The following is a 21,375-nucleotide window of genomic DNA, read 5'->3' as shown; positions in this document are numbered from 1 at the left end:
CCAGCATGCTCATTCAAAACAGGGCCATAATTACTGTGATCAGATTTTTACGCATTCCATCATTTATAGCCCTGTTCAGCTTGACGATACCGGGGCACGCACAACAGATATCCCCCTGTGAACGTATCAGTTTTGAATCCGTCCGTTATGTTGTCTGCAAAGCCAATCCAAAAACAGACAACATTCAGCTCTTTTGGAAAGATCGCAACGGCACGGTCTACGGCTCACTTGCAAAGCTCAGAAAAGACGTTGAATCAGCTGGGCAAAGCCTTGTCTTCGCTATGAATGCCGGCATGTACGAAGAGAACCTCTCACCTGTCGGGCTCTACGTTGAAAAGAAAGTTGAGCTTCATAAAATCAACCTGCGCAAGGCCAGCGGCAACTTTCATCTCCAGCCCAATGGCGTCTTTTATATTAATGACGGTAAAGCTGGCATCATGGAAAGCTCGCGCTTTGCAAGCAGTCACCTGAAAGTAGACTACGCCACCCAGTCAGGCCCCATGCTGGTCATCAATAACAAACTGCACCCAAGGTTTCTTAAAGACAGCACATCGCGCAAAACCCGCAACGGTGTCGGGTTGTCACAAGACGGAATGGCCTATTTTATTCTCTCAGAACAGCCCACGACTTTTCATGAATTCGCGCGTTTATTCCGCGACACCTATAAATGTCAGAATGCTCTCTTCCTCGATGGCAGCATCTCAACAGCCTATGCAGCCAGTTTAGGCCAGACCGGTAATATATTCAGAGCAATCGGGCCAATTGTCGGCGTTACCAGAAAAGCCAATTAGCCCCAGAATTTTGGCAGGCTTTCTTCCAGATGTGGGCCAATACGGATCGCTGCCACATGGGTTGCAAGGCCAGTTCTGTCATCCGTCTCTATCGCAATACCAGACAGCGTTCCCTCACCTAAGCCCGGTTCAAGACGGGAGCCCGGTGTCTTCTGGATGAAACGGCGAACCGCTTCTTCTTTCTGCATTCCAAGAATGGAATCGTAATCACCACACATACCGGCATCAGACATATAGGCCGTTCCACCCGGCAGAATACGATGATCGCCTGTTGGAGTATGGGTATGCGTCCCCACAACCAGAGAAACACGGCCATCGAAGTAATGCCCGAAAGCCTGCTTCTCACTTGTCGCTTCAGCATGCACATCAAGAATAATGGCATCGGCAACCTGCCCGAGCGGACACTGGCTCACTTCACGCTCTGCGGCTGCGAACGGATCATCCAGCGCATCCATATAGAGCCGCCCCATCACATTAACGACCAACAGACGTTTGCCTGAATGGGTATCAATCAAGGTTGCCCCACGTCCCGGTGTTCCCGGTGGGTAATTTGCCGGACGAAGAAGACGCTGTTGCCGCTCGATAAAAACAAGAGCCTCACGCTGGTCGAATGAGTGATTGCCAAGCGTGACTGCATCAGCACCTGCATTGAGAAGATCGTTACAGATTGTTTCTGTCAGCCCGAAACCGGCCGCTGCATTTTCACCATTGATAACAACGGCATCAAGTAACCAGCGCTCACGTAAAGCCGGCAAACGGTCAATGATTACCTGACGGCCAGCACGGCCTACCACATCACCAAGAAACAATAACCGCATTGCCTTTACCTTTTTACGCGTCGGATACCAGCTTCAGTCACAATCATATCAAGAGGCTGATCATGTGCCTCTACGGGCAGAGCTGCAACTTCCTGAATAGCGAATGCAATGCCGATTGTCACAATTTTCTGCTTAGAAACCAGCTCTGCAATAGCGCGATCATAGAAACCTTTTCCATAACCAAGTCTGTTCCCTTTTTGGTCAAAAGCAACCAAAGGCACAAGCAGAATATCCGGTATTATCTGTTCACAAGTCTCTGGCAGTTCCATTACGCCAAACTGCTTTTCTTCCATCAGGCAGGTCGCAGACCATTTCCGGAAAACAAGTTTATTATCCGGCTGCATCACGGGTAAACCAACCTGATGCCCACTATCAGACCAGCCATTGAAAAGTGACCGAAGATCAACTTCGCTTCGCATCGGCCAGAAAGCCGCAATAGTGACTGCAGAAGTCACTTCAGGAATATCTTTGAGATGAGCGCAAATACACAGGCTTGCAGCACGACGTAGATCGTCGGGGAGTAAATCCCGTTTTGCCAATATTTCCTGTCGGAGATTTCTTTTCACATCACCGGTTGGAAGCTGGTTCATCATCAACCTGTTAAGTGCGGGCCGCGAAAGCCGTTGGAGTGCTGATCCCGGGTACCTACAAAGTAGGTGGGCGCCGTTTGTCTAGGTCCACGGACCAGGTCAGGGACAGCTCCCTATGGGATCGTAAGGCCCCGGGGAAATGTCTCCTGACGAACCCCGCAGCACCGCATATATAATCTAGTGCTTTCGAGGGCTTAACACCAGCCCCCAAGGACAAAAACAATAACTATTTTTATTAATCGCTCTTATGGCTCACCATATTCAGGCTTTTAGCCAGTCGCTCGATACGTTCAGCTGTCTTTTCAACCTTCTCAGCAAAGCGACCCTCAAGGATTGTTGAGCGTTCATCACCAGCGCTCGCAAGGCTTTTAACGTCATCAAGCTCAGCCTGTGTTTTCTCAAGCTTCTTACGTAACTCCATAACTTCATCAGCAACAGTTAAAGCTGCCATGACATGCAGGCGCATATCACCAATCTCGCCGAAGGCCTCCCGCATTTCATTGATACGGCTATCAAAAAGCTCGGCCAACCCTTCAAGATGAGCCTCCTCACCTTCTCCGCATGCCATGCGGTAAGAGCGTCCGGCAATATTGACCATCACCTGGGGCATGAAATTTCGCCTTCCTCAGCTATCGTGAAATCAATGGTCTTCATCACTCAGCATCTGCTGAATAGCCGATGCTGCACGAGCCACGCGCTCCTGCACGTCTTCGGTAACAGCATCAAGTTTCTTAATACGTTCGCCCGCACCTTCCAGCTCAACGGCCAGACGTGCGCGGTCATCCTGCATAATCTGGAGCTCTGTCTCCAGATCACCACGCTGTTTCTCCGCATCAAGACGACGTGTCACCGATGCTTCCAGCATACCCAGAGCTGTATCAAGCCGCTTTAAAGCGTCATCAAGAGATGAAGCCATGTTTCCTCCTGCAGAATCCTTTACCGTTTTAAAGCTGCAAACGATCAGCTGCAATCATCACTTTAAAATTCGGCAAAGTTCACCGTGCATATGTGTCCGTCTAAGAGATGAATGGCGATTTTAACTTGTGAGTATGCTCTTTTAACGCATCTTATTCCGACAAGCACAAAGATATCCGCTCAAAACCATTCTGAAGCGCTCATCTTAAATTGAAAAATTTTATGGACAGGCCCGGAAAATCAAAACCACCATACAATACTAAATAAATATGTTCGCGAAGGTGTCATTTATTTGCGGTACTGTTTGACTCGCACAAGCTGCATGCTATTGAACTGGTACTGTCTTATTGGGCAGTACTTTCTTGGCAACAGTTAAATCGGGAAGCAGAAACGTGCCTCAAACTTCTCCCGCCGCTCGCGTAACCCATCAGGATCTCGCTAATGCTATTCGCGCCCTTGCAATTGATGGTGTCGAAAAAGCCAAATCCGGTCACCCGGGCCTCCCCCTTGGTACTGCAGATATTGCAACCGTTCTTTTCACAAAGTTTCTGAAGTTTGATGCGGCAGACCCAAAGTGGTTTGACCGCGATCGTTTCATTCTCTCTGCCGGTCACGGCTCCATGCTGCTTTATGCACTCTTGCACCTCACAGGCAACAAGAGCGTCACTGTGGATGAGCTGAAGAATTTCCGCCAGCTTCACTCCATGACACCGGGCCACCCCGAGAATTTTGAAACACCTGGCGTTGAAATGACCACAGGCCCTCTGGGTCAGGGTATCGCCACATCTGTCGGCTTTGCCTTGGCAGAACGTGTGCTCAATGCTGAATATGGCGATGACCTCGTCAATCACTACACTTATGTGCTGGCCTCTGACGGCGACCTTATGGAAGGTATCAGTCAGGAAGCCATTGCTTTAGCTGGTCACCTCAAGCTGAACCGCCTGATCGTCCTGTTTGATGATAACGGCATTTCAATCGATGGCCCGCTGTCACTGGCTGACTCTGTTGATCAGGTCAAAAGATTTGAATCAGCAGGCTGGCGGACAATCCGCGTTGACGGCCACGATCCAAAAGCAATCTCCCGGGCCATTTCCCGGGCCAAGAAATCTGACAAGCCAACAATGATTGCCTGTAAGACAGTTATTGGTTTTGGTTCTCCTAACCGTGCCGGGACATCCAAAGCTCACGGTGAACCACTCGGCCCAGAAGAGGCAGCAGCCACCAAGAAAGCTCTTGGCTGGAACTACGGCCCATTCGAAGTGCCTGAAGAAATTCGTGATGCATGGCTTAAGGCTGGCCGACGCGGCCGTCGTTACCGTCGTGCATGGACACGCCATTTCAAGGAAATGCCGGTTAATGCCCGCGCTGAATTTGAACGCCGCATTAAAGGCAACCGTCCCGCTGCTCTGAAAAAGGCAATTGAAGAGCTGAAAAACCAGCTTGTTGCAGCTCCTCAGAATGTTGCAACACGTAAGGCCAGTGAAATCGCCCTTGAGACGATCACATCAGTTATGCCTGAGCTGATCATCGGTTCGGCTGACCTGACGCCATCCAATAACACACGCACGAAGAATGCCATTGATATTGCCCCCGGCTCATATAACGGACGCTATATCCACTATGGTATTCGTGAGCATGGCATGGCTGCGGCCATGAATGGTATTGCGCTCCATGGTGGGCTTGTCCCTGCCGGCGCAACCTTCATGGTCTTTACTGATTATGCCCGTCCATCCATGCGTATGGCTGCCTTATCAAAGCTGCCTGCAATCTATGTCATGACACATGACTCGATTGGTCTTGGCGAAGATGGCCCAACCCATCAGCCGGTTGAACATCTTGCATCATTACGGGCAATGCCAAACATGCGGGTTTTCCGTCCGGCAGACGTTGTTGAAACAGCAGAATGCTGGCAGCTTGCTATTGAGCGCCGTGATGGCCCGACAATGCTGGCCCTGACCCGTCAGGGTCTGCCACAGGTTCGGACAACCAATGAAGAGAGCAATCTTTGCGCTACAGGTGCTTACGAGCTTTCTCCCGCGAAGAGCAACAAGCCTCAGGTTTCAATCTTTGCTTCCGGTTCGGAAGTTGAGATTGCACTCAACGCACAAAAGCTCCTTGCAGAAAAGCAGATTGATGCGCGCGTTGTTTCTGTCCCATCTCTTGAGCTCTTCCTGCAGCAGTCTGAGCGGACACGCAAAAAAGTCATCGGCTCTGCACCTATCAAGGTTGGTATTGAAGCAGCTGTTCGCTTTGGCTGGGATGCCATCATCGGCAATGACGGCATATTTGTTGGAATGAAAGGCTTTGGTGCCAGTGGTCCTTACAAAGACCTCTATAATTATTTCGGCATTACACCGGAAGCAGTTGTCGAGGAAGTTTCCAAGGCGCTGGCTGGATAAAAGAATGCGAACACAAAAAGCCACAAATCAATTGTAGTACTTTTGTGTTTTAATGATCTTGCAGAAAAAAGCCGATACCTTATTTTCTGCAAGATAAAATATAGAGAGACTGTTAAAGTCAGAAAACCGGAGACATAGATCGTCTCCAGATCGTACAAGGAGCTAGAACATGGCTGTAAAAGTAGCAATTAACGGTTTCGGTCGTATCGGACGTCTCGTACTGCGAGCAATTGTCGAGAGCGGCCGCAAGGACATCGAAGTTGTCGCCATTAATGATCTGGGACCGATCGAAACAAACGCACATCTGCTGCGCTTTGACTCCGTTCACGGACGCTTCCCTGCCGAGGTAAAGGTTGATGGCGAACACATGGTCATCAATGGCCAGAAGATTAAGGTCACAGCTATCCGTAATCCTGCTGAGCTTCCTCACAAGGAACTCGGTGTCGATATCGCTATGGAATGCACCGGCATTTTCACAGCTAAAGATAAGGCTGTTGCTCACCTTGAAGCTGGTGCAAAGCGTGTTCTCGTCTCAGCTCCGTCTGATGGTGCAGACCTGACAGTTGTTTACGGCGTTAATAACGACAAGCTGACGAAAGACCACACGGTTGTTTCCAATGCTTCCTGTACAACAAACTGTCTGGCTCCTGTTGCCAAGGTTCTCAATGACGCTATCGGCATTGAGAAGGGCTTCATGACAACAGTTCACTCTTATACCAATGACCAGCCTTCACTCGATATGATGCACAAGGATCTGTATCGCGCTCGTGCAGCTGCTCTGTCCATGATCCCGACATCAACCGGTGCGGCCAAGGCTGTTGGTCTGGTTCTGCCAGAGCTGGCTGGTAAACTTGATGGTGTTGCCATTCGCGTACCAACCCCGAACGTTTCTGTCGTTGACTTCAAGTTCATTGCCAAGCGTGCAACATCCGTTGAAGAAATCAACAACGCCATTATTTCTGCTGCCGATGGCAAGCTGAAGGGCGTTCTTGGTTATACAAAGCTTCCAAACGTTTCTATCGACTTCAACCATGATCCGCACTCCTCCACATTCCACCTTGACCAGACAAAGGTCATGGACGGAACATTCGTGCGTATTCTGACATGGTACGATAACGAGTGGGGCTTCTCCAACCGTATGGCTGATACGGCCATCGCAATGGCAAAGCTTATCTAATCAAAATCATAAACGGCGGGTTTTACCCGCCGTTTTCTGCTCTTATTAGAATTGGAAAGTTATTTGCATGTCAGCGTTCCGCACTCTTGATGATGTCAATGTAAAGGGCAAACGGGTTCTCCTTCGCGTTGACCTGAATGTTCCTATGGATGACAATGGCGTCGTTACAGATGCCACACGTATTGAACGTGTTCTGCCAACGATCCAAGAAATTGCTGATCATGGTGGCAAGGTTATCATGCTTGCGCACTTTGGCCGCCCAAAAGGAAAGCGCGACCCTAAAGATTCTCTGAAACCGGTTGCAGAAGAAACAGCAAAACTGCTCAAGCGCCCTGTCGCATTTGCCGATGACTGCATCGGTGAATTTGCTGCTAAAGCAGTTGCTGCCATGAAAAACGGCGACATCCTTCTGCTCGAAAATACACGCTATCATGCTGAAGAAGAGAAGAACGATCCGGAGTTCTCAAAAGCTCTTGCAGCAAATGGCGACATCTATGTGAATGATGCCTTCTCGGCAGCTCACCGCGCCCATTCTTCAACCGAAGGGTTAGCCCACATTCTCCCATCCTATGCCGGCCGTACCATGCAGGCAGAGCTTCAGGCCCTGACACGTGGTCTTGAGGCTCCCCAGCGCCCTCTGGTTGCTGTGGTTGGTGGAGCTAAGGTTTCAAGTAAGATTGATCTGCTTGAGAATCTGGTGACCAAAGTTGATGCTCTCGTCATCGGTGGCGGTATGGCCAATACATTCCTGTTTGCAGCAGATTTTGCTATCGGCCGCTCTCTGGCTGAAAAGGATCTGCGTGAAACAGCATTGCGTATTCTTGCCAAGGCCCGCGAAAGTGGTTGCGCCATTATCCTGCCAATTGACGTTGTTGTCTCTCAAGAGTTTGCAGCTAACGCACCGCATCGTACCTACAGTATTGATGCTGTCCCTGCGGATGGTATGATTCTGGACGTTGGCTCCCAGTCTGTTGACCGGATCAATTCAGCTATCAACGATGCTGCCACCCTGGTCTGGAATGGCCCGCTTGGTGCCTTTGAGCTTGCACCATTCGATAAGGGAACAGTAACTGCCGCTAAACATGCAGCTGCAAGAACCAAGGCTGGCAAACTTATTTCTGTTGCAGGAGGTGGCGATACTGTCGCAGCCCTTAACCATGCTGGGGTTGCAGGCGAGTTCTCGTATGTTTCAACAGCAGGTGGCGCCTTCCTTGAATGGCTTGAAGGTAAGGCATTGCCGGGTGTCGAAGCACTCCGTGCAAAATAAACCAGACCACTACCCAAGTTTTAACCGCCAGCGCTATCGCTGGCGGTTTTTTTTGTCTATTAGAAACTTAGCCGGCATTCAGCATGACCAATCCAGTCTCTGAAGCAACGGTATGACGAATGACTTGCATTTGTGAGGAATTGCTATGGCCCGTATTACCCTGAGACAACTTCTGGACCATGCTGCAGAACACTCGTACGGTGTACCTGCATTCAACATCAATAACATGGAACAGGGGCTTGCCATCGCAGCAGCGGCAGATGCCTGTAACGCACCACTCATCATTCAGGCCAGCCGTGGCGCCCGTCAGTATGCCAATGATATCATGCTGGCAAAGATGATTGATGCCCTGGTCGAGATCTATCCGCATATTCCAATTTGTATGCACCTTGATCACGGCAATGGCCCGACAACCTGCCTGACTGCTATTCAATCCGGCTTTACATCTGTCATGATGGATGGCTCACTTGAAGCCGACGGAAAAACACCTGCCTCATATGAATATAACGTTGATGTCACAAAGAGTGTGACAGAGATGGCCCACTTCGGTGGCGTATCTGTTGAGGGTGAGCTTGGCGTTCTTGGTTCACTTGAAACCGGCATGGGGGATCAGGAAGATGGCCATGGCGCAGAAGGCGTCCTGTCTCACGATCAGCTCCTGACAGACCCACAGCAGGCCGTCGATTTTGTTAAAAAGACTAAAGTTGACGCGCTTGCAATTGCCATGGGTACGTCACACGGTGCCTATAAATTCACCCGCAAGCCTGATGGCGATATTCTGGCAATGGGCGTGATTGAAAAAATCCACCAGCTTCTGCCAAACACGCACCTTGTCATGCATGGTTCTTCATCAGTTCCACAGGATCTGCAGGAAATCATCAACCAATACGGTGGTGAGATGCCCCAGACCTGGGGTGTTCCGGTTGAAGAAATTCAGCGCGGTATTAAAAACGGCGTCCGCAAGGTCAATATTGATACAGATAACCGCATGGCCATGACAGGTCAGATCAGACGCGTTCTGTCTGAGAATCGTGGCGAGTTTGATCCGCGCAAATATCTCAAACCCGCTATGGATGCCATGACAAAGCTCTGTAAAGATCGTTTTGAAGCTTTTGGAACAGCAGGATGGGCTGACAAGATTAAGCCTGTCCCGCTTTCAGAAATGGCGAAGCGTTACGCAAACGGCTCACTTGATCCAAAAATCAACGGCTGATGACTAACCATTTTTAGGTTTTCCCAAGCCGGTGCATTTAAAATGTACCGGCTTGTTAGTTTTTTAAGAGACCTGTTTTACACCATGAACAATATTTAATGGTATTTTGGTTGATCACAGGATACCCAGATTCTACTTTATGGTATGGTATTCACACCATGATGGTTCGATAGAAAGCCCCGATGAATAGTATCTCCCGTCTTTATCTGATTACGCCTCTCATTGAAGCCCCCTCACAATTCAGTGAGATACTGGATGCCGCATGCTCTGCAGGAGACATTGCTGCTGTCATGGTACGTCTTGCTGTTGCTGACGAGAGAACGCAGATCAACAGACTGAAGATTCTGGCTCCTATCATCCAGAGGCATGATGCTGCTGTTATGGTTGCCCTCGAAGAAAGTGATACCAGTGACATTGTCACCATTGCGGCCCGTGGTGGCGCCGATGGTATTCATGTCAACTATGATCAGGAAGAATTCAGAAATCTGGTTGACCGCCTGAAAGGCGAGAGAAGTCTTGGTGTCGGCAATCTGCGTAGCCGTGATGATGCCATGTTCGCCGGGGAAATGGGTGCTGATTATATCATGTTTGGCGAACCCAGACCTGACGGCTTCACTCCTCCTTCTGAAGCCATCACAGAACGCGCAACCTGGTGGGCCGAAATTTTTGAAACACCTTGTGTTGTTTTCGCTAGCACGGACGACAGCATTGAACAAATGGCGATGACCGGTGCGGAATTCATAGCATTACCAGATAGCATCTGGGCAAAGTCCAAAGATGATCTTTCCAAGGCAATAAAGTCAGCCTGTAAGACACTTGAACAAGTTGCAGCATCACAGGCAGAATAAATATGGTAATGAAACGGCTTGTTATTGCGACAACACTATTGGCTTTAGGGTGCCTGCCTGCCCTCGCACAGCCCAAACCTGCCGTATCACATGCCTTGAAGCCTGATCTTGCTTATGGTGCGTACCAACGCGGTTTCTTCCTGACAGCGAAGAAAGAAGCAGAGGAACGCCTCAAAAAGCAGCCTAAAGATGCAGCTGCGATGACACTGCTGGGAGAGATATACAGTCAGGGCCTTGGCGTTCCGGCAAACCCTAAGATTGCAGCAGACTGGTATGATAAGGCAGCCCAGCTCAATGACCCGCATGCCATGTCCATCCTTGGCCTGATGATGTACGAGGGAATCGGGGTTCCAAGAGATGCGGCGCGTGGAAAAATTCTGCTCGAAAAATCAGCAGGAAAAGGCAATGCCCTCGCTGCCTATAATCTTGGCCTGATTATGATTTCGTCCGACAGTCCGGTTGAGATTGCCCATGCCGCCATGCTTTTTCAAAAGGCGGCAGAGGCTGACATCCCCGATGCACAGCACGCTTTGGGCTTCCTTTACCTTCAAGGTCGCGGGCTTGAGAAAAACTCTGAAGAAGCCGCAAAATGGTTTTTACGTGCAGCTGACAATGGCAGCATTGCGGGTGAAGTAGAATATGCCATTCTCGCCTATAAGGGCGAGGGAATGCCTGCAAATGCAGAGCTTGCAGCCAAGTATTTCAAGCGTGCGGCCTATAAGGGCAACGCAATTGCACAAAACAGGCTAGCCCGTCTGTATGCTGTTGGACGAGGCGTGCCACAAGATAAAGTTGAAGCTGCAAGCTGGCACATGCTGGCTGCCTCTAAAGGTTTGGCAGACGCGTGGCTTGATGCAGATTTACGCGATCTCTCAAGAGATGATCAGGCCCGTGCCGAGCGGATTATGCGCGAACGTGCGGCTTCAGAGTCATAGCAATATCAAAATTATTTGGACTGCCCTACCATCCAAGGCTTGACGCACAGGTGGTTACAGGCCATCACCTAGATTAATACATCTACTGAATAGAAAAACGAAGGAAGTTCCCGATGATCCGCTCACCACTTATGACTGTCATGACTGATGCAGTGATGAAAGCGGCTCGCTCTTTAAAGCGCGATTTCGGTGAAGTCGAAAACCTGCAGGTCTCCCGCAAAGGCCCGGGTGACTTCGTTTCTGCAGCAGACCGTAAAGCTGAACAAATTCTTCGTGAAGCACTGGAAAAGTCACGTCCTGGTTATGGCTTCATTATGGAAGAACAGGGTGTGATTGAAGGGGCTGACAAGAGCCATTGCTGGCATATTGATCCTCTCGATGGCACAACAAACTTCCTTCATGGCTTACCACATTTTGCCATTTCAGTCGGCCTCGAGCGTGAAGGCCAGATTGTTGCCGGTGTTATATATGACCCGATTAAGGATGAGCTTTTTATCGCAGAAAAGGGCAAGGGCGCATTCGTCAATAACCGTCGCCTGCGCGTTTCAGCACGTAGAGATCTGGTCGACGCCCTGATTATCTGCGGCCTCCCCCACATTAACCGTGGCGATCATCGTCAGTTCTTCCGTGAACTGGCAGCTATCATGCCGCTATGTGGTGGCATGCGCCGCAGCGGCTCAGCAGCCCTTGACATGGCCTATGTTGCCTGCGGTCGCGCGGACGGCTTCTGGGAGCGTAATCTCCACTCATGGGATATGGCAGCTGGTCTCATTCTGCTGCGCGAAGCCGGTGGCTATGTCAGCAATGCAGAAGGCGGCGCAGACATCTTCGGCGCCAAATCCGTCGTATGTGGGAATGAGTATATATACCGTGAGCTTTTAAAGCTTTTAAAGGCCTGATTATCGAGTGAATTAATGGGCAGTAAGATTACTTTTGCTGCCCTTATTACTTGAATAATGCCATCACCTTCCGAAGCGGAGCAGTTAATCTCCATGACGTGCTGGCACGCATTTTAGCAACAGTACTTTCAAGCTGTGATACTGTCTTCATTAAATTGGCAATTTCTTTTTGTATTGTCACTTCATGCCCAATTAATGAACGCTCTTTATTATCCAACGCTAACAATGTCTCAATGACTTTGCCCCTCTCATGCTCAAATTCATTGATCAAAATAGCTTTCTCTTGAAGCTGCCCGTCTTTTTGATGGATAAGGGCTTCAATATGTTGAATAATAAGTCTTAAATCCTGAATATGTCTGCTTTCCTGAGCAATCAGTGCTGCTATATTTCTTTCAGACTCTAAGATAGCGAGCTCTTCCTCTCCAAAAGACTTTAAGATTACATCACGTTCAGTAGCAGCCTTAATTAGGTCATCAACATACGTATCTAAATTATATTTCTGAAGCGTATTATCCCGGATTACGTTGATATCGCTAAAAGCAGTGGCAAAACCAGATATTATTTCAGCCGCAATTTCTTCTGCCGAGATTTTCCTATTTGTACATCGGCCAGAGTAATTCATGTCTCCAGCAAGTTTGTAATTTTCAAGGGTTAGCCAGCCAGGTCCACCAAAATGATCATAACAATAAACTGGTCTGCTTGCAGCAATCGCATATTGAACAGACTTACCTATTGAAATAACCGCATCTACTTCTTCCAGATGCTCAGGTTCAATGCGTACTACCTGATTTTGGCTACCATAAATCTTAAATTCAACTCCATAACGATCTTTACAAATATCAATAGCTTTAAGTAACTCTTCTGGAAGATGATTACTAATAACTGCAATATTATTTAGCTTTTCATTTTTCTGTTTTTCTATATCAAAAAATTTTACAGGCGCCGCATTATAAAAAATTACTATTTTATCATCATCAAGCTTAAATTTTTCAAATGCATTTTTAACTTCAAGACTATTTAAAAAATAACGATCTGCCAGAAGCCTTTCAGAAAAGACCCCGACAACTTCAAAAGGTTGATAAGGAGATAAGTGCGTATATACAAAATAAGGCTTTTTCAAACCATTCTTTATGTTTCCACCTAGTAAAATCGGCAAAACATGATGCTGAGACCAAATAATATCATAATCAAAAGGATTTGGATAAGGCTCGTCAGATAGAAGGCGCACACCGCTCTTAATGGCCTCTTCCTTCATAGGAGAGCCAGTATAATTTGCATATATATCAGCTTTGAAACCTTTAAGAATAAAAGCTTCTGCAATTTCTAGAGCAACGATCTCTGAACCGGCAAAATTTGACATGTGGTTTGTTGTTATAAGTATTCTCTTATCTTTTTTTCCCATGCCGTAATCTTTTCCGATTAAATTATTCTTGGTTAAATGATTATCTAAATAAAAATAACAAGATAATCCCTATAACCATTTGCATTATACAATTCTCAAACCTCATTTGATAGAGAAAGATGTTCTTTTCCATCTCCAAACTGCATTTGAGCTAAATGCGCATATAAACCTTTACGTTTAATAAGCACCTGATGCTCACCCTCTTCAACAATTCTACCCTGCTCAAGTACAAGAATACGATCAACTGATCTTATTGTGGCAAGCCTATGCGCAATTACAAGTGTTGTACGTCCTATCATCAGATGGTTCAGAGCTTTCTGAATCTGTTGCTCACTTTCTGAATCAAGCGCTGACGTCGCCTCATCCAGTAATAGGATTGGGGCATTCTTCAAAAGAGCGCGTGCAATACTGATACGTTGACGCTGCCCGCCGGAGAGGTCAATTCCGCGCTCACCTATCATGGTGTCATAGCCTTCAGGCATCTGCTCAATGAAGTCAGCAGCGGCAGCAAGTTTAGCAGCTTCTTTAATCTCTTCGCGTGATGGAACACGGTCGGTTATGCCATAGGCAATATTATCGGCAATACTAGCTGCAAAAATAACAGGGTCTTGAGCAACCAGAGCAATATGCTTTCTCAAAGCTGCTGGCTCAACATATTTGATAGCAATATCATCAACTTTGATCACACCCTGCTGCGGATCATAGAACCGAAGGAGAAGCTGGAAGATTGTGCTCTTTCCTGCACCTGATCGGCCAACCAGAGCAATACGCTCTCCAGCATTCACTGAGAAATTTATATTTTTGAGAACGTCTGTCCCTGTGCGCCCCGGATAGGCAAAAGTTACATTTTCAAAGGCGAGCGTTCCCACAGCCTTATCTGGCATTGCGCTAGGTTTAACAGGTGCAGTAATCTCTGCCTCTGTTGCCAGTATTTCAGATAATCGCTCTGCCGCACCAGCAGCCTGCGTAATCTCTCCATAAACCTCTGATATCTGGCCAAGCGAAGAGGCGCCAAGAACAGCATAAAAGACGAACTGGGAAAGGTCTCCGGTTGTCATTGCCCCATTCAGAACATCACGGGCACCATACCAAAGCACGCCGACAACACTGCCACAGACAAGAAACATGCCAACAGCAACGAGACGCGACCTGGCACTGATTGATGCTTTAGCTGCATTAAATGCTTCTTGAACAGCATCTGTGAATTTCTGTGATGTTGTATTTTCCATCACAAAGGCCTGCATTGTCCTGACAGATGAAATTGCTTCAGAGGCAAAAGCGGAAGCATCAGCCAGTCGATCCTGTGCATTACGTGATCGGCGACGTACGGCGCGGCCAGAGAATACTAGGGGCAGAACAATGAGGGGAATGGCGATCAGGACAAGTGCCGAAAGCTTTGGGCTCGTCCAGATCATCATGATGACCGTGCCAATGAATAACAAGCCACTGCGCAATGCAATTGATAAACTAACCCCGAATACGCTCTTCACCTGTGTGGTATCGGCAGTCAGTCTGGAAACTATTTCGCCACTTCGTACCGTATCGAAAAAGACGGCATCAAGCCTGACAAGATGCTCAAAAACAGCACTGCGCAGATCTGCAACAACACGTTCCCCCAGTGATGTCACCAGATAGTAACGCACCGCCCCGGCCAATGCCATAACAGTCACAACAGCCATCAGGAAGCAGAACCAGAGATTAATTGTTGCACCATCCGTCTGGGAGAACCCGTGATCAATAACCTGACGGGCGGCAACAGGCAGAACAAGTGTTGCTGCTGTTGCGATAAACAGGGCGACCATTGCCGCCGCAATCTGGCCCTTATAGCGAAAAGCAAAAGGTAATAGTGGCTTAAGCGCTTTGAAAGGCACCCTTCCAGTTCTCTGCTTACCACGCTCCTCAACCATCAATGCATCCTTAAATCACAAATATCATCGCTGTTTTATGCCATCTCCCCCCCCAAACACAAAGTGACTTTAAACAACTTACGAAAGCGAGAAACATAGAGAACTTATAAAAAAAGCCCATAGTATGGTCGTTAGCCCTTGTTCATGAGCTTTAAGTGCGCTATAGCCCCTCAATCTCCAAAGTCAGGATGAACAAGAATGTGGTATTTATACCCATGCCTGACCGGATATCAGGAATTACGGCTCGGCCAGATCGGCTATGGGCCAAACGGCCGGTAAGATGCATTTCTGAACCAGAAAAGCAGATACTAAGGTCTTCAGAAGGAATACAACGATGGCTCGTAAAGAAACCGATCATCCCGACTACCACTTCATCAAGGTTGTGATGACAGATGGCACAGAATACATGACACGCTCTACCTATGGTAAGGAAGGCGACGTCCTGAATCTGGACATCGATCCAAGCACACATCCTGCATGGACAGGCGGTACACAGCAGCTTCTCGACCGCGGTGGTCGCGTTTCTCGCTTCAACTCCCGCTTTGGTAATCTGTCTTTCGGTGCAAAGAAGTAATTTCTTTCCGCTATTACAGAATAAAAAAAGGCTCCGTTTTCGGAGCCTTTTTTATTGCACCAAGAAATCTCTTAGTGGGAATGAGCAAAAGCCTGCGCAATCATCTGATGCTGTTCGGCAACCGGATTACCGATTACCGAGCGCATTCCCTCAGCTTCTGAAATAAGCTGATCTAGCTGACAGACGCGGGAATAGAGGCGTGCCGTTAAACCGCACAACTCACGAAAACCCTGAGGAAGATTATCAAAAACGCTGACAGGTGTTGTTATGACTTCCAATGATTTGGAGACATAATGCCCTAAAATATAAGAGTGCTCTTCTGTACCCGTCCCATAAGCTAAGGCGCGCTGGGCAAGAAGCCATTTTGTGATCTCAACCAAACGATCCGTCAGCTGTACGCTTTCATTGGCATAGGCCATAGATAGTTCATGAGAAAGAGCAGAGGCTTCAATTTTACCCTTACCATCAAGGTAATTGGCGGCCTCCTCGACAAGCTCCATCCCCTCTTCAAAAAGAAAAGAAAAAGCTTCGGACTTCACGAACTCCGTCCCAAAAGAATCTGATATCTGTTGCCGTAAACTATGACCCGCCTTACCCACGCGCTGATACTCCTGACACTGCGGCGATAATGGCAAACAATACTCAGCTTTTCGGCAAAAAGCTTCCTTAACTCTTTATTAGGGTTAAAATCCGGACTCCAGGTGGATAACGTTCTTAGAAAGTAATAAAAAACACCAGCGCTCAGCTGTAAGCGCTGGTGTTGTATCACCTGAATTCCCTTACCATCTGATGGTCGCGCCAAGCCTTCCATCCCAGGCTTCCCGGCCTTTGTTATCCAGAGACCTGTTATAGGAAGCTGTTCCAAACAGGCCTATATTCTCTGTGATCTGACCGGAAATACCCGCACCAATTTCTCCCCATGTTCCGCCAAGTGATGACGGAATAGCGGCAGAATAAATGTAATTCGAGTTATAAGCTGTCGTTGTAGAATCCCCCATAAACTCATGCCAGATATTGGCTCTCAGCCATGTCATGATTTTGCGCGGGTTTTCCTTATCTTCCAATGCCCAGCTTCTCGCAAGACGTACACCCAGACGCCCGCGTAAGCTCTCGGTATCCGAGATACTGAAACGGCCATAGGCATCTACCATCTTGTCAAAGGAGATATTCTGATAAGCAATCTGGGCCTGTGGTTCAATTACCCAGCCATTAGACAGTTTATAGGAATAACCACCTTCCAGAGAGGCCAGAATACCGAAGCCGTCAGGTTTGATCTTCTGCCCGTATACTGATCTGGCATCCGTTGAATACCATGTTCCCTGAACCACGGCGTCCGTATACCACCCTTGCGGCGAGAAATGGGTCCAGTAACCACCAACCGTATAGGCATCCATATCAACTTTACCGGCTTTACCACCGGTCTGGCCTTTCACATTGGATGTAATCTGACCATAGGCAACATAGATCCCTGTCTTATCGAGCGTTCCGTCTGACTGCTCACGGGCATAAACATCAATGCCAACCTGTAGAGCAGCAAATGTATAGTCAAAATTCGGACCACGACGCATAAAATTATCAGGCTGATGAAGACCACGGTTACCGATCAAGCGTGCCCACGCTCCTCCAAACCAGGCCTCAGTATTATCCTCTATCTGTGGCATAACCTTCACAGACTGACGTCTGCCAAGCTGGTCGGTAATGTAATAGTCCTTCGTGACAGATTTGAGAGGTCGCTGGTATGTTTCACCAATACGCTCATGAAGGGTATCAAGCAGCGCATAACCGTATTCCAATGCCAGGGGCGCAAACGATGCAACCATAGCAACTTCAGGACGGTAATTAGGTACCTCAATAACAGTTGCAGTTGTGCTTCCGGAATCGGTAACTAAGGGCCTCCCATCAGTATCAACGACCTGTATCGTGCTGCGCAGATACCAGTTCTGATCATTGGAGTTGCCACCAGCTGCAATATTCCCACCCTGATACAGACTATACTCAAAAGCACCTGCCGCTACACGGCCACTAAGACTGAAGGCATTAGCAGCTGTGGTCGCCCCATTTATGGCTTCAATAATCATAATACCATCAGCGACAGTCTGTGCTCCCAGACCACCGGCATTAATGATGGTAACAAAGCTTGATCCATCAGCACGACCACCATTGATAACCAGTTTATCAGACAAAGACTGATCATTACCAAGGATAGTACTCAGTATCAGGGTACTGCCATTACCAGTGTAGTTTTCTGTTTGCAGTATTGTACCGGGTAAATTACCAAAAGAGACGGTACCTGCATTGGAAAGACTGAGAACATCCTGACTGAAATTATTCAGATCAAGAGTACCAGCAGCATTCACCGTATAGTCAGAGCTGGCACTGAACGCATTAACAACACCTGCCTTCAGAGTGCCCCCATGGATTACCGTTGCTCCGGAATAGGTACTCTGGCCGTGAAATTCAGTTATGCCTGCATATGACGCAACCTTCCCTGTACCGGAAACAGCTGGTGCAAAAACATAATTACCTGTCAAGTCAGTATGGTTGAAAACGATATCTCCATTGCCATTTCCGAAGGCAACCGTAGCCGTATCCAGATTACCGGGAGCAACCGCAGCCTGTCCCTCTTCAGCACCGATAATAAGGTGGCCTGTTGCGGTACTATCCCGGGCAATTGTGACCCTACCTGCGCTGATATAACCTCCTTCTGTGGCAATAAGCGTACCAGAGCCTGCAGCACCGATATTCATCGTTCCTGTAATATTCCACTGTGAACCCAGACCTGAAATAACAGCAGTTCCCTGCCCTGTTGTACCCATGCCAATGTTAACATGGCGACCGGTTTCCAGAACGGCACCATCCTCAACCCTGGCTACACCAATACCGAAATATCCGACATAGAGGTCCCCATCAGTCCTAAGAGATGAGTTATTTCCTGTTATATGATACAGTCCCTGACCAGTTGTCAGATAACCGATCACACCATATGATGTCGCTGTTACCTGAGCTCCGTTTTCGACGATAAGTGTGCCGTTACCTTGAGCACCGCTCCAGAGTGAACCATCACTACCATTAACATCCCATCTGGTCCCAGCATCCGTTAACCGGACAGTACCCTTCGCACCTTCATAATATCCTATATAACCGCGCGTACTGCTGACATGACCCCCGTCAGAAACAACCAGATTAGCAGTAGAACCATCACTATAGCCGACGAAAAGCTCAGCCCCGCTATTAAAAGAAGAACCAGAGCCTGTGACATTTACAGTACCACTCGTTCCATCATTGAATCCCAAATAGGAACTAAGTCCGCTTTTAACCACACCACCATTTGTGACATTCAGTGTCCCGGTTCCCATCACACCAACGATAACATGTCCTCCGGACTCCCAAAGGGAGTTCACACCGTCAACATTTGCATACGCCGGGCTGAGTGCTTTCGAGATAAGGTTACCGCCGACATAAACCGATGCATCTGAAGTGACCTGACCACCGTTCAGAATATCCAGTCGTCCTCCCCCTTTCCCACCTATAGTCTGTGTGTCGCTCGTGTGCAGGGATGAGCCATTCCCAGAAACTGTTACAATACCTGACGAGGCAGCTTCTTGTGCAACAATGAGTGCATTTCCGACAGAAACAACTGCACCGTTTTCAATTGTCAGAGTTGCAGAACCAGAATCTCCAACAACAAGTGCACTTGGAATTGTCCATGGAGATGGATAGCTCCCGCTCGGGACAATAACGTCTTCATTTTCAATGATTATTGTTTGGGTATTGGCAGGAATAATACTTATTAAATTGGCAGTAACAAGAACAGTTAAGGCTGTATTCATACGAAATTTTGAAAAAAACATAGAACCCCCTAGCAATACTCATATTGAAAAATAATTTTTTCATTAAATCAAAAAGTAAAAATTCTCAACATAAATATAATATAATATATATACATTATTATTATAATTTTATTATTTAATTACATAAATTAATTAATGAATAAATCCTTAATTCTATACATGAATAAGATATTTTATTCATGTATAGAACTTGAATTTAAGGAATCCCGATAAAAAATCTTTATTTTTTAAAGAAGGAATCAGCAGCTGCTTGGTTCAGTTTTTTCTGTTCGACAGCCAGCTCAAGGCGCAGAATTTCTCTCTTGAGTATCTCCACTCTTTCCTCAAGCTCAAAAACAGAAAGAGATGAAAGATCCTGCCCGATTTCATGGGCAGAGGAGCGGGAAACAGGCGCATCATCAAAAGGATCAAATGACATTCTATCCTCCTAACGGAACTTCAACGGCACAATATGATAGTCTCTTTATACGCATTCACCAACTTTCCACATCACGACAGAATTAAATGAATTGCCTTCTGAGTTTCACGCAATTATATTGCCGGTGTTTCCCTCACATCGTGAGAAGAGATGCTCCGACCTGAAGAAGAGCGGGTCAGAGAACAGGAATTCTTTATTTGTATTGCATTGATGCAGTACAGAACCCAGGAGGTTCAAATGTCCCAAGGACCATTGATGCCAAAGGCAACAGCCGTATGGCTCGTCGAGAATACATCGCTGTCCTTTGATCAGATTGCAGAATTTTGCAAGCTGCATCCGCTGGAAGTCAAGGGCATTGCAGATGGCGAAGTCGCCTCGGGAATTAAGGGGATGGACCCGATCATCACGGGACAGCTGACCCGCGATGAAATTGATCTGGCCCAGAACGACCCAAACCACAAGCTCAAGATGGCAGAGCGGAAGGTCAAGCTTCCAGAAAACCGTCGTGTCAAACGTGGTCCACGTTATACCCCTGTTTCCCGTCGTCAGGATCGCCCAAATGCTATTCTTTGGCTGGTTCGTAACCATCCAGAGCTGAAAGATGCCCAGATTATGCGTCTTGTCGGCACAACCAAGAATACAATTCAGCAGGTTCGTGAACGGACCCACTGGAATACAGCGAATCTGGCACCGATGGACCCGGTCACCCTTGGCCTCTGCTCTCAGATTGATCTTGATTTTGAAGTTCAGCGCTCAGAAAAAGATCGTCCAGCTGTTATGCCTGATGCAGGTGGTGCAACACTGATACCGGCAGAACTGTCAACTTCAGCAGATTACGTCCCAGAAGAGCCTCAGAGCAAATCTGACGATGATGCTATTGACGTTGAGAGCGTCTTCGCAAAACTGAAGACACTCAAACGCGATGACACAGAGGAAGACGAGGACCTATAAGTCTTCCCTGAAGAATATGAGATACCAACGCCTGATTGCCACCAATCAGGCGTTTTTATATAAAAAAGCCGCTACTTAGACAGTAACGGCTTATCATTATCTCAGTTTTGAAGTTCGCTAACTTTCAGCTTCTCTATTTCATCCTTAAGCAAGAGCTTCTTTCGCTTAAGTTCTGCAACATCAAGGTCATCTGTTGATGCGTGTGCCTGAGCCTGTTCGATTTCACGTTCGAGCGCCTGATGTTTCCGTTCCAGCTCTGCCAGGTGATTTTGAAGCGACATATGCTCTCTCCTCCTGAAATAGATAAGTGGCTCTTGATCCTTCAGAATTTCCCCTGAAAACCTTATCCACTTATTGCTGCCAAATCTGCCTATCAGCAGATACAATGTGAGTGTGCCACAACTTTTATCGTCTGTCGAA

20 protein-coding genes and 1 other RNA gene are annotated in these 21,375 nt (G+C 47.6%); 10 read left to right on the top strand and 11 right to left on the bottom strand.

Annotated features, from left to right (window positions below):
- Positions 1 to 35: 35 nt before the first annotated feature.
- Positions 36 to 791 (top strand): phosphodiester glycosidase family protein, encoded by a 756-nt coding sequence (locus tag WJT86_RS09075; RefSeq protein WP_346337246.1) that lies wholly within the window; start codon positions 36 to 38, stop codon positions 789 to 791.
- Here the strand turns inward: WJT86_RS09075 and WJT86_RS09070 are convergent.
- The 5 genes from WJT86_RS09070 to WJT86_RS09050 form a co-directional block, all read right to left on the bottom strand.
- Positions 788 to 1,609 carry a TIGR00282 family metallophosphoesterase gene (locus tag WJT86_RS09070; RefSeq protein WP_346337245.1) on the bottom strand — a complete coding sequence of 274 codons (822 nt, stop codon included), beginning with the start codon at positions 1,607 to 1,609 and terminating at the stop codon, positions 788 to 790. The two genes, WJT86_RS09075 and WJT86_RS09070, sit on opposite strands and share 4 nt — an antisense overlap.
- 5 nt (positions 1,610 to 1,614) lie before the next feature.
- Positions 1,615 to 2,202 carry a 5-formyltetrahydrofolate cyclo-ligase gene (locus tag WJT86_RS09065; RefSeq protein ID WP_346337244.1) on the bottom strand — a complete coding sequence of 196 codons (588 nt, stop codon included), beginning with the start codon at positions 2,200 to 2,202 and terminating at the stop codon, positions 1,615 to 1,617.
- A gap of 12 nt (positions 2,203 to 2,214) precedes the next feature.
- Positions 2,215 to 2,367, bottom strand: a non-coding RNA gene (ssrS, locus tag WJT86_RS09060) — 6S RNA.
- Positions 2,368 to 2,434: 67 nt separating this feature from the next.
- The gene (locus tag WJT86_RS09055; RefSeq protein WP_346337243.1) at positions 2,435 to 2,809 is read right to left on the bottom strand and encodes a cell division protein ZapA; all 375 of its coding nucleotides are present in this window, start codon (positions 2,807 to 2,809) and stop codon (positions 2,435 to 2,437) included.
- 30 nt (positions 2,810 to 2,839) lie between these two features.
- Positions 2,840 to 3,115 carry a DUF4164 family protein gene (locus WJT86_RS09050; RefSeq protein ID WP_346337242.1) on the bottom strand — a complete coding sequence of 92 codons (276 nt, stop codon included), beginning with the start codon at positions 3,113 to 3,115 and terminating at the stop codon, positions 2,840 to 2,842.
- Between the two features lie 391 nt (positions 3,116 to 3,506).
- Between WJT86_RS09050 and tkt the strand changes: the two genes are divergently transcribed.
- The 7 genes from tkt to WJT86_RS09015 all read left to right on the top strand — a co-directional run bounded on the left by tkt (position 3,507) and on the right by WJT86_RS09015 (position 11,852).
- Positions 3,507 to 5,513 carry a transketolase gene (tkt, locus tag WJT86_RS09045; RefSeq protein ID WP_346337241.1) on the top strand — a complete coding sequence of 669 codons (2,007 nt, stop codon included), beginning with the start codon at positions 3,507 to 3,509 and terminating at the stop codon, positions 5,511 to 5,513.
- Between the two features lie 169 nt (positions 5,514 to 5,682).
- Complete coding sequence (gene gap / locus WJT86_RS09040; protein ID WP_346337240.1) at positions 5,683 to 6,690, top strand: type I glyceraldehyde-3-phosphate dehydrogenase; 1,008 nt, start codon at positions 5,683 to 5,685, stop codon at positions 6,688 to 6,690.
- A gap of 67 nt (positions 6,691 to 6,757) precedes the next feature.
- Positions 6,758 to 7,957: a phosphoglycerate kinase gene (locus WJT86_RS09035; protein ID WP_346337239.1), complete on the top strand. Its 1,200-nt coding sequence runs from the start codon at positions 6,758 to 6,760 to the stop codon at positions 7,955 to 7,957.
- Positions 7,958 to 8,102: 145 nt separating this feature from the next.
- Positions 8,103 to 9,170: a class II fructose-bisphosphate aldolase gene (gene fba, locus WJT86_RS09030; RefSeq protein ID WP_346337238.1), complete on the top strand. Its 1,068-nt coding sequence runs from the start codon at positions 8,103 to 8,105 to the stop codon at positions 9,168 to 9,170.
- 182 nt (positions 9,171 to 9,352) lie between these two features.
- Positions 9,353 to 10,018 carry a thiamine phosphate synthase gene (locus WJT86_RS09025; protein WP_346337237.1) on the top strand — a complete coding sequence of 222 codons (666 nt, stop codon included), beginning with the start codon at positions 9,353 to 9,355 and terminating at the stop codon, positions 10,016 to 10,018.
- A gap of 2 nt (positions 10,019 to 10,020) precedes the next feature.
- A complete protein-coding gene (locus tag WJT86_RS09020) occupies positions 10,021 to 10,953 on the top strand; it encodes an SEL1-like repeat protein (protein ID WP_346337236.1) in 933 nt (310 codons plus the stop codon).
- A 113-nt stretch (positions 10,954 to 11,066) separates the two neighbouring features.
- A complete protein-coding gene (locus WJT86_RS09015) occupies positions 11,067 to 11,852 on the top strand; it encodes an inositol monophosphatase family protein (RefSeq protein WP_346337235.1) in 786 nt (261 codons plus the stop codon).
- 46 nt (positions 11,853 to 11,898) lie between these two features.
- On the opposite strand, the gene WJT86_RS09010 is transcribed toward WJT86_RS09015, so the two are convergent.
- Both WJT86_RS09010 and WJT86_RS09005 read right to left on the bottom strand, forming a co-directional pair.
- A complete protein-coding gene (locus WJT86_RS09010; RefSeq protein WP_346337234.1) occupies positions 11,899 to 13,254 on the bottom strand; it encodes a glycosyltransferase family protein in 1,356 nt (451 codons plus the stop codon).
- 95 nt (positions 13,255 to 13,349) lie between these two features.
- The gene (locus WJT86_RS09005; protein ID WP_346337233.1) at positions 13,350 to 15,161 is read right to left on the bottom strand and encodes an ABC transporter transmembrane domain-containing protein; all 1,812 of its coding nucleotides are present in this window, start codon (positions 15,159 to 15,161) and stop codon (positions 13,350 to 13,352) included.
- 334 nt (positions 15,162 to 15,495) lie between these two features.
- Here WJT86_RS09005 and rpmE point away from each other — a divergent pair, with 334 nt between their 5' ends.
- Positions 15,496 to 15,735 (top strand): 50S ribosomal protein L31, encoded by a 240-nt coding sequence (gene rpmE / locus WJT86_RS09000; RefSeq protein WP_346337232.1) that lies wholly within the window; start codon positions 15,496 to 15,498, stop codon positions 15,733 to 15,735.
- Positions 15,736 to 15,806: 71 nt separating this feature from the next.
- Here the strand turns inward: rpmE and WJT86_RS08995 are convergent, their stop codons facing one another.
- The 3 genes from WJT86_RS08995 to WJT86_RS08985 all read right to left on the bottom strand — a co-directional run bounded on the left by WJT86_RS08995 (position 15,807) and on the right by WJT86_RS08985 (position 20,004).
- Entirely contained in the window at positions 15,807 to 16,274 is a 468-nt protein-coding gene (locus WJT86_RS08995; RefSeq protein ID WP_346337231.1) for a DUF1465 family protein, read from the bottom strand.
- Positions 16,275 to 16,514: 240 nt separating this feature from the next.
- Positions 16,515 to 19,586, bottom strand: a complete 3,072-nt coding sequence (locus tag WJT86_RS08990) for an autotransporter outer membrane beta-barrel domain-containing protein (protein WP_346337230.1) — start codon at positions 19,584 to 19,586, stop codon at positions 16,515 to 16,517.
- Between the two features lie 220 nt (positions 19,587 to 19,806).
- Entirely contained in the window at positions 19,807 to 20,004 is a 198-nt protein-coding gene (locus WJT86_RS08985; RefSeq protein WP_346337229.1) for a DUF1192 domain-containing protein, read from the bottom strand.
- A gap of 237 nt (positions 20,005 to 20,241) precedes the next feature.
- Between WJT86_RS08985 and WJT86_RS08980 the strand changes: the two genes are divergently transcribed.
- Complete coding sequence (locus WJT86_RS08980) at positions 20,242 to 20,955, top strand: DUF1013 domain-containing protein (RefSeq protein ID WP_346337228.1); 714 nt, start codon at positions 20,242 to 20,244, stop codon at positions 20,953 to 20,955.
- A 101-nt stretch (positions 20,956 to 21,056) separates the two neighbouring features.
- Here WJT86_RS08980 and WJT86_RS08975 read toward each other — a convergent pair whose 3' ends face one another.
- Entirely contained in the window at positions 21,057 to 21,236 is a 180-nt protein-coding gene (locus tag WJT86_RS08975) for a YdcH family protein (protein WP_346337227.1), read from the bottom strand.
- Between the last annotated feature and the right edge of the window lie 139 nt (positions 21,237 to 21,375).

Origin of the sequence: Hohaiivirga grylli, from assembly GCF_039655745.1 — a bacterium.
GTDB classification, from domain to species: domain Bacteria; phylum Pseudomonadota; class Alphaproteobacteria; order Rhizobiales; family Beijerinckiaceae; genus Hohaiivirga; species Hohaiivirga grylli.
This window is presented reverse-complemented; position numbering and strand designations above follow the sequence as displayed.

Excerpts from the sequence above, each read along its gene's own strand:
- gap (WP_346337240.1), top strand. The coding sequence starts at position 5,683 with ATGGCTGTAAAAGTAGCAATTAACGGTTTCGGTCGTATCGGACGTCTC.
- WJT86_RS08990 (WP_346337230.1), bottom strand. The coding sequence starts at position 19,586 with ATGTTTTTTTCAAAATTTCGTATGAATACAGCCTTAACTGTTCTTGTT.
- WJT86_RS09065 (WP_346337244.1), bottom strand. The coding sequence starts at position 2,202 with ATGATGAACCAGCTTCCAACCGGTGATGTGAAAAGAAATCTCCGACAG.
- WJT86_RS09050 (WP_346337242.1), bottom strand. The coding sequence starts at position 3,115 with ATGGCTTCATCTCTTGATGACGCTTTAAAGCGGCTTGATACAGCTCTG.
- WJT86_RS09055 (WP_346337243.1), bottom strand. The coding sequence starts at position 2,809 with ATGCCCCAGGTGATGGTCAATATTGCCGGACGCTCTTACCGCATGGCA.
- WJT86_RS09035 (WP_346337239.1), top strand. The coding sequence starts at position 6,758 with ATGTCAGCGTTCCGCACTCTTGATGATGTCAATGTAAAGGGCAAACGG.
- WJT86_RS09005 (WP_346337233.1), bottom strand. The coding sequence starts at position 15,161 with ATGGTTGAGGAGCGTGGTAAGCAGAGAACTGGAAGGGTGCCTTTCAAA.
- WJT86_RS09025 (WP_346337237.1), top strand. The coding sequence starts at position 9,353 with ATGAATAGTATCTCCCGTCTTTATCTGATTACGCCTCTCATTGAAGCC.
- WJT86_RS08985 (WP_346337229.1), bottom strand. The coding sequence starts at position 20,004 with ATGTCATTTGATCCTTTTGATGATGCGCCTGTTTCCCGCTCCTCTGCC.
- WJT86_RS08980 (WP_346337228.1), top strand. The coding sequence starts at position 20,242 with ATGTCCCAAGGACCATTGATGCCAAAGGCAACAGCCGTATGGCTCGTC.
- fba (WP_346337238.1), top strand. The coding sequence starts at position 8,103 with ATGGCCCGTATTACCCTGAGACAACTTCTGGACCATGCTGCAGAACAC.
- rpmE (WP_346337232.1), top strand. The coding sequence starts at position 15,496 with ATGGCTCGTAAAGAAACCGATCATCCCGACTACCACTTCATCAAGGTT.
- WJT86_RS09020 (WP_346337236.1), top strand. The coding sequence starts at position 10,021 with ATGGTAATGAAACGGCTTGTTATTGCGACAACACTATTGGCTTTAGGG.
- WJT86_RS09015 (WP_346337235.1), top strand. The coding sequence starts at position 11,067 with ATGATCCGCTCACCACTTATGACTGTCATGACTGATGCAGTGATGAAA.
- WJT86_RS08975 (WP_346337227.1), bottom strand. The coding sequence starts at position 21,236 with ATGTCGCTTCAAAATCACCTGGCAGAGCTGGAACGGAAACATCAGGCG.
- WJT86_RS09070 (WP_346337245.1), bottom strand. The coding sequence starts at position 1,609 with ATGCGGTTATTGTTTCTTGGTGATGTGGTAGGCCGTGCTGGCCGTCAG.
- WJT86_RS09010 (WP_346337234.1), bottom strand. The coding sequence starts at position 13,254 with ATGGGAAAAAAAGATAAGAGAATACTTATAACAACAAACCACATGTCA.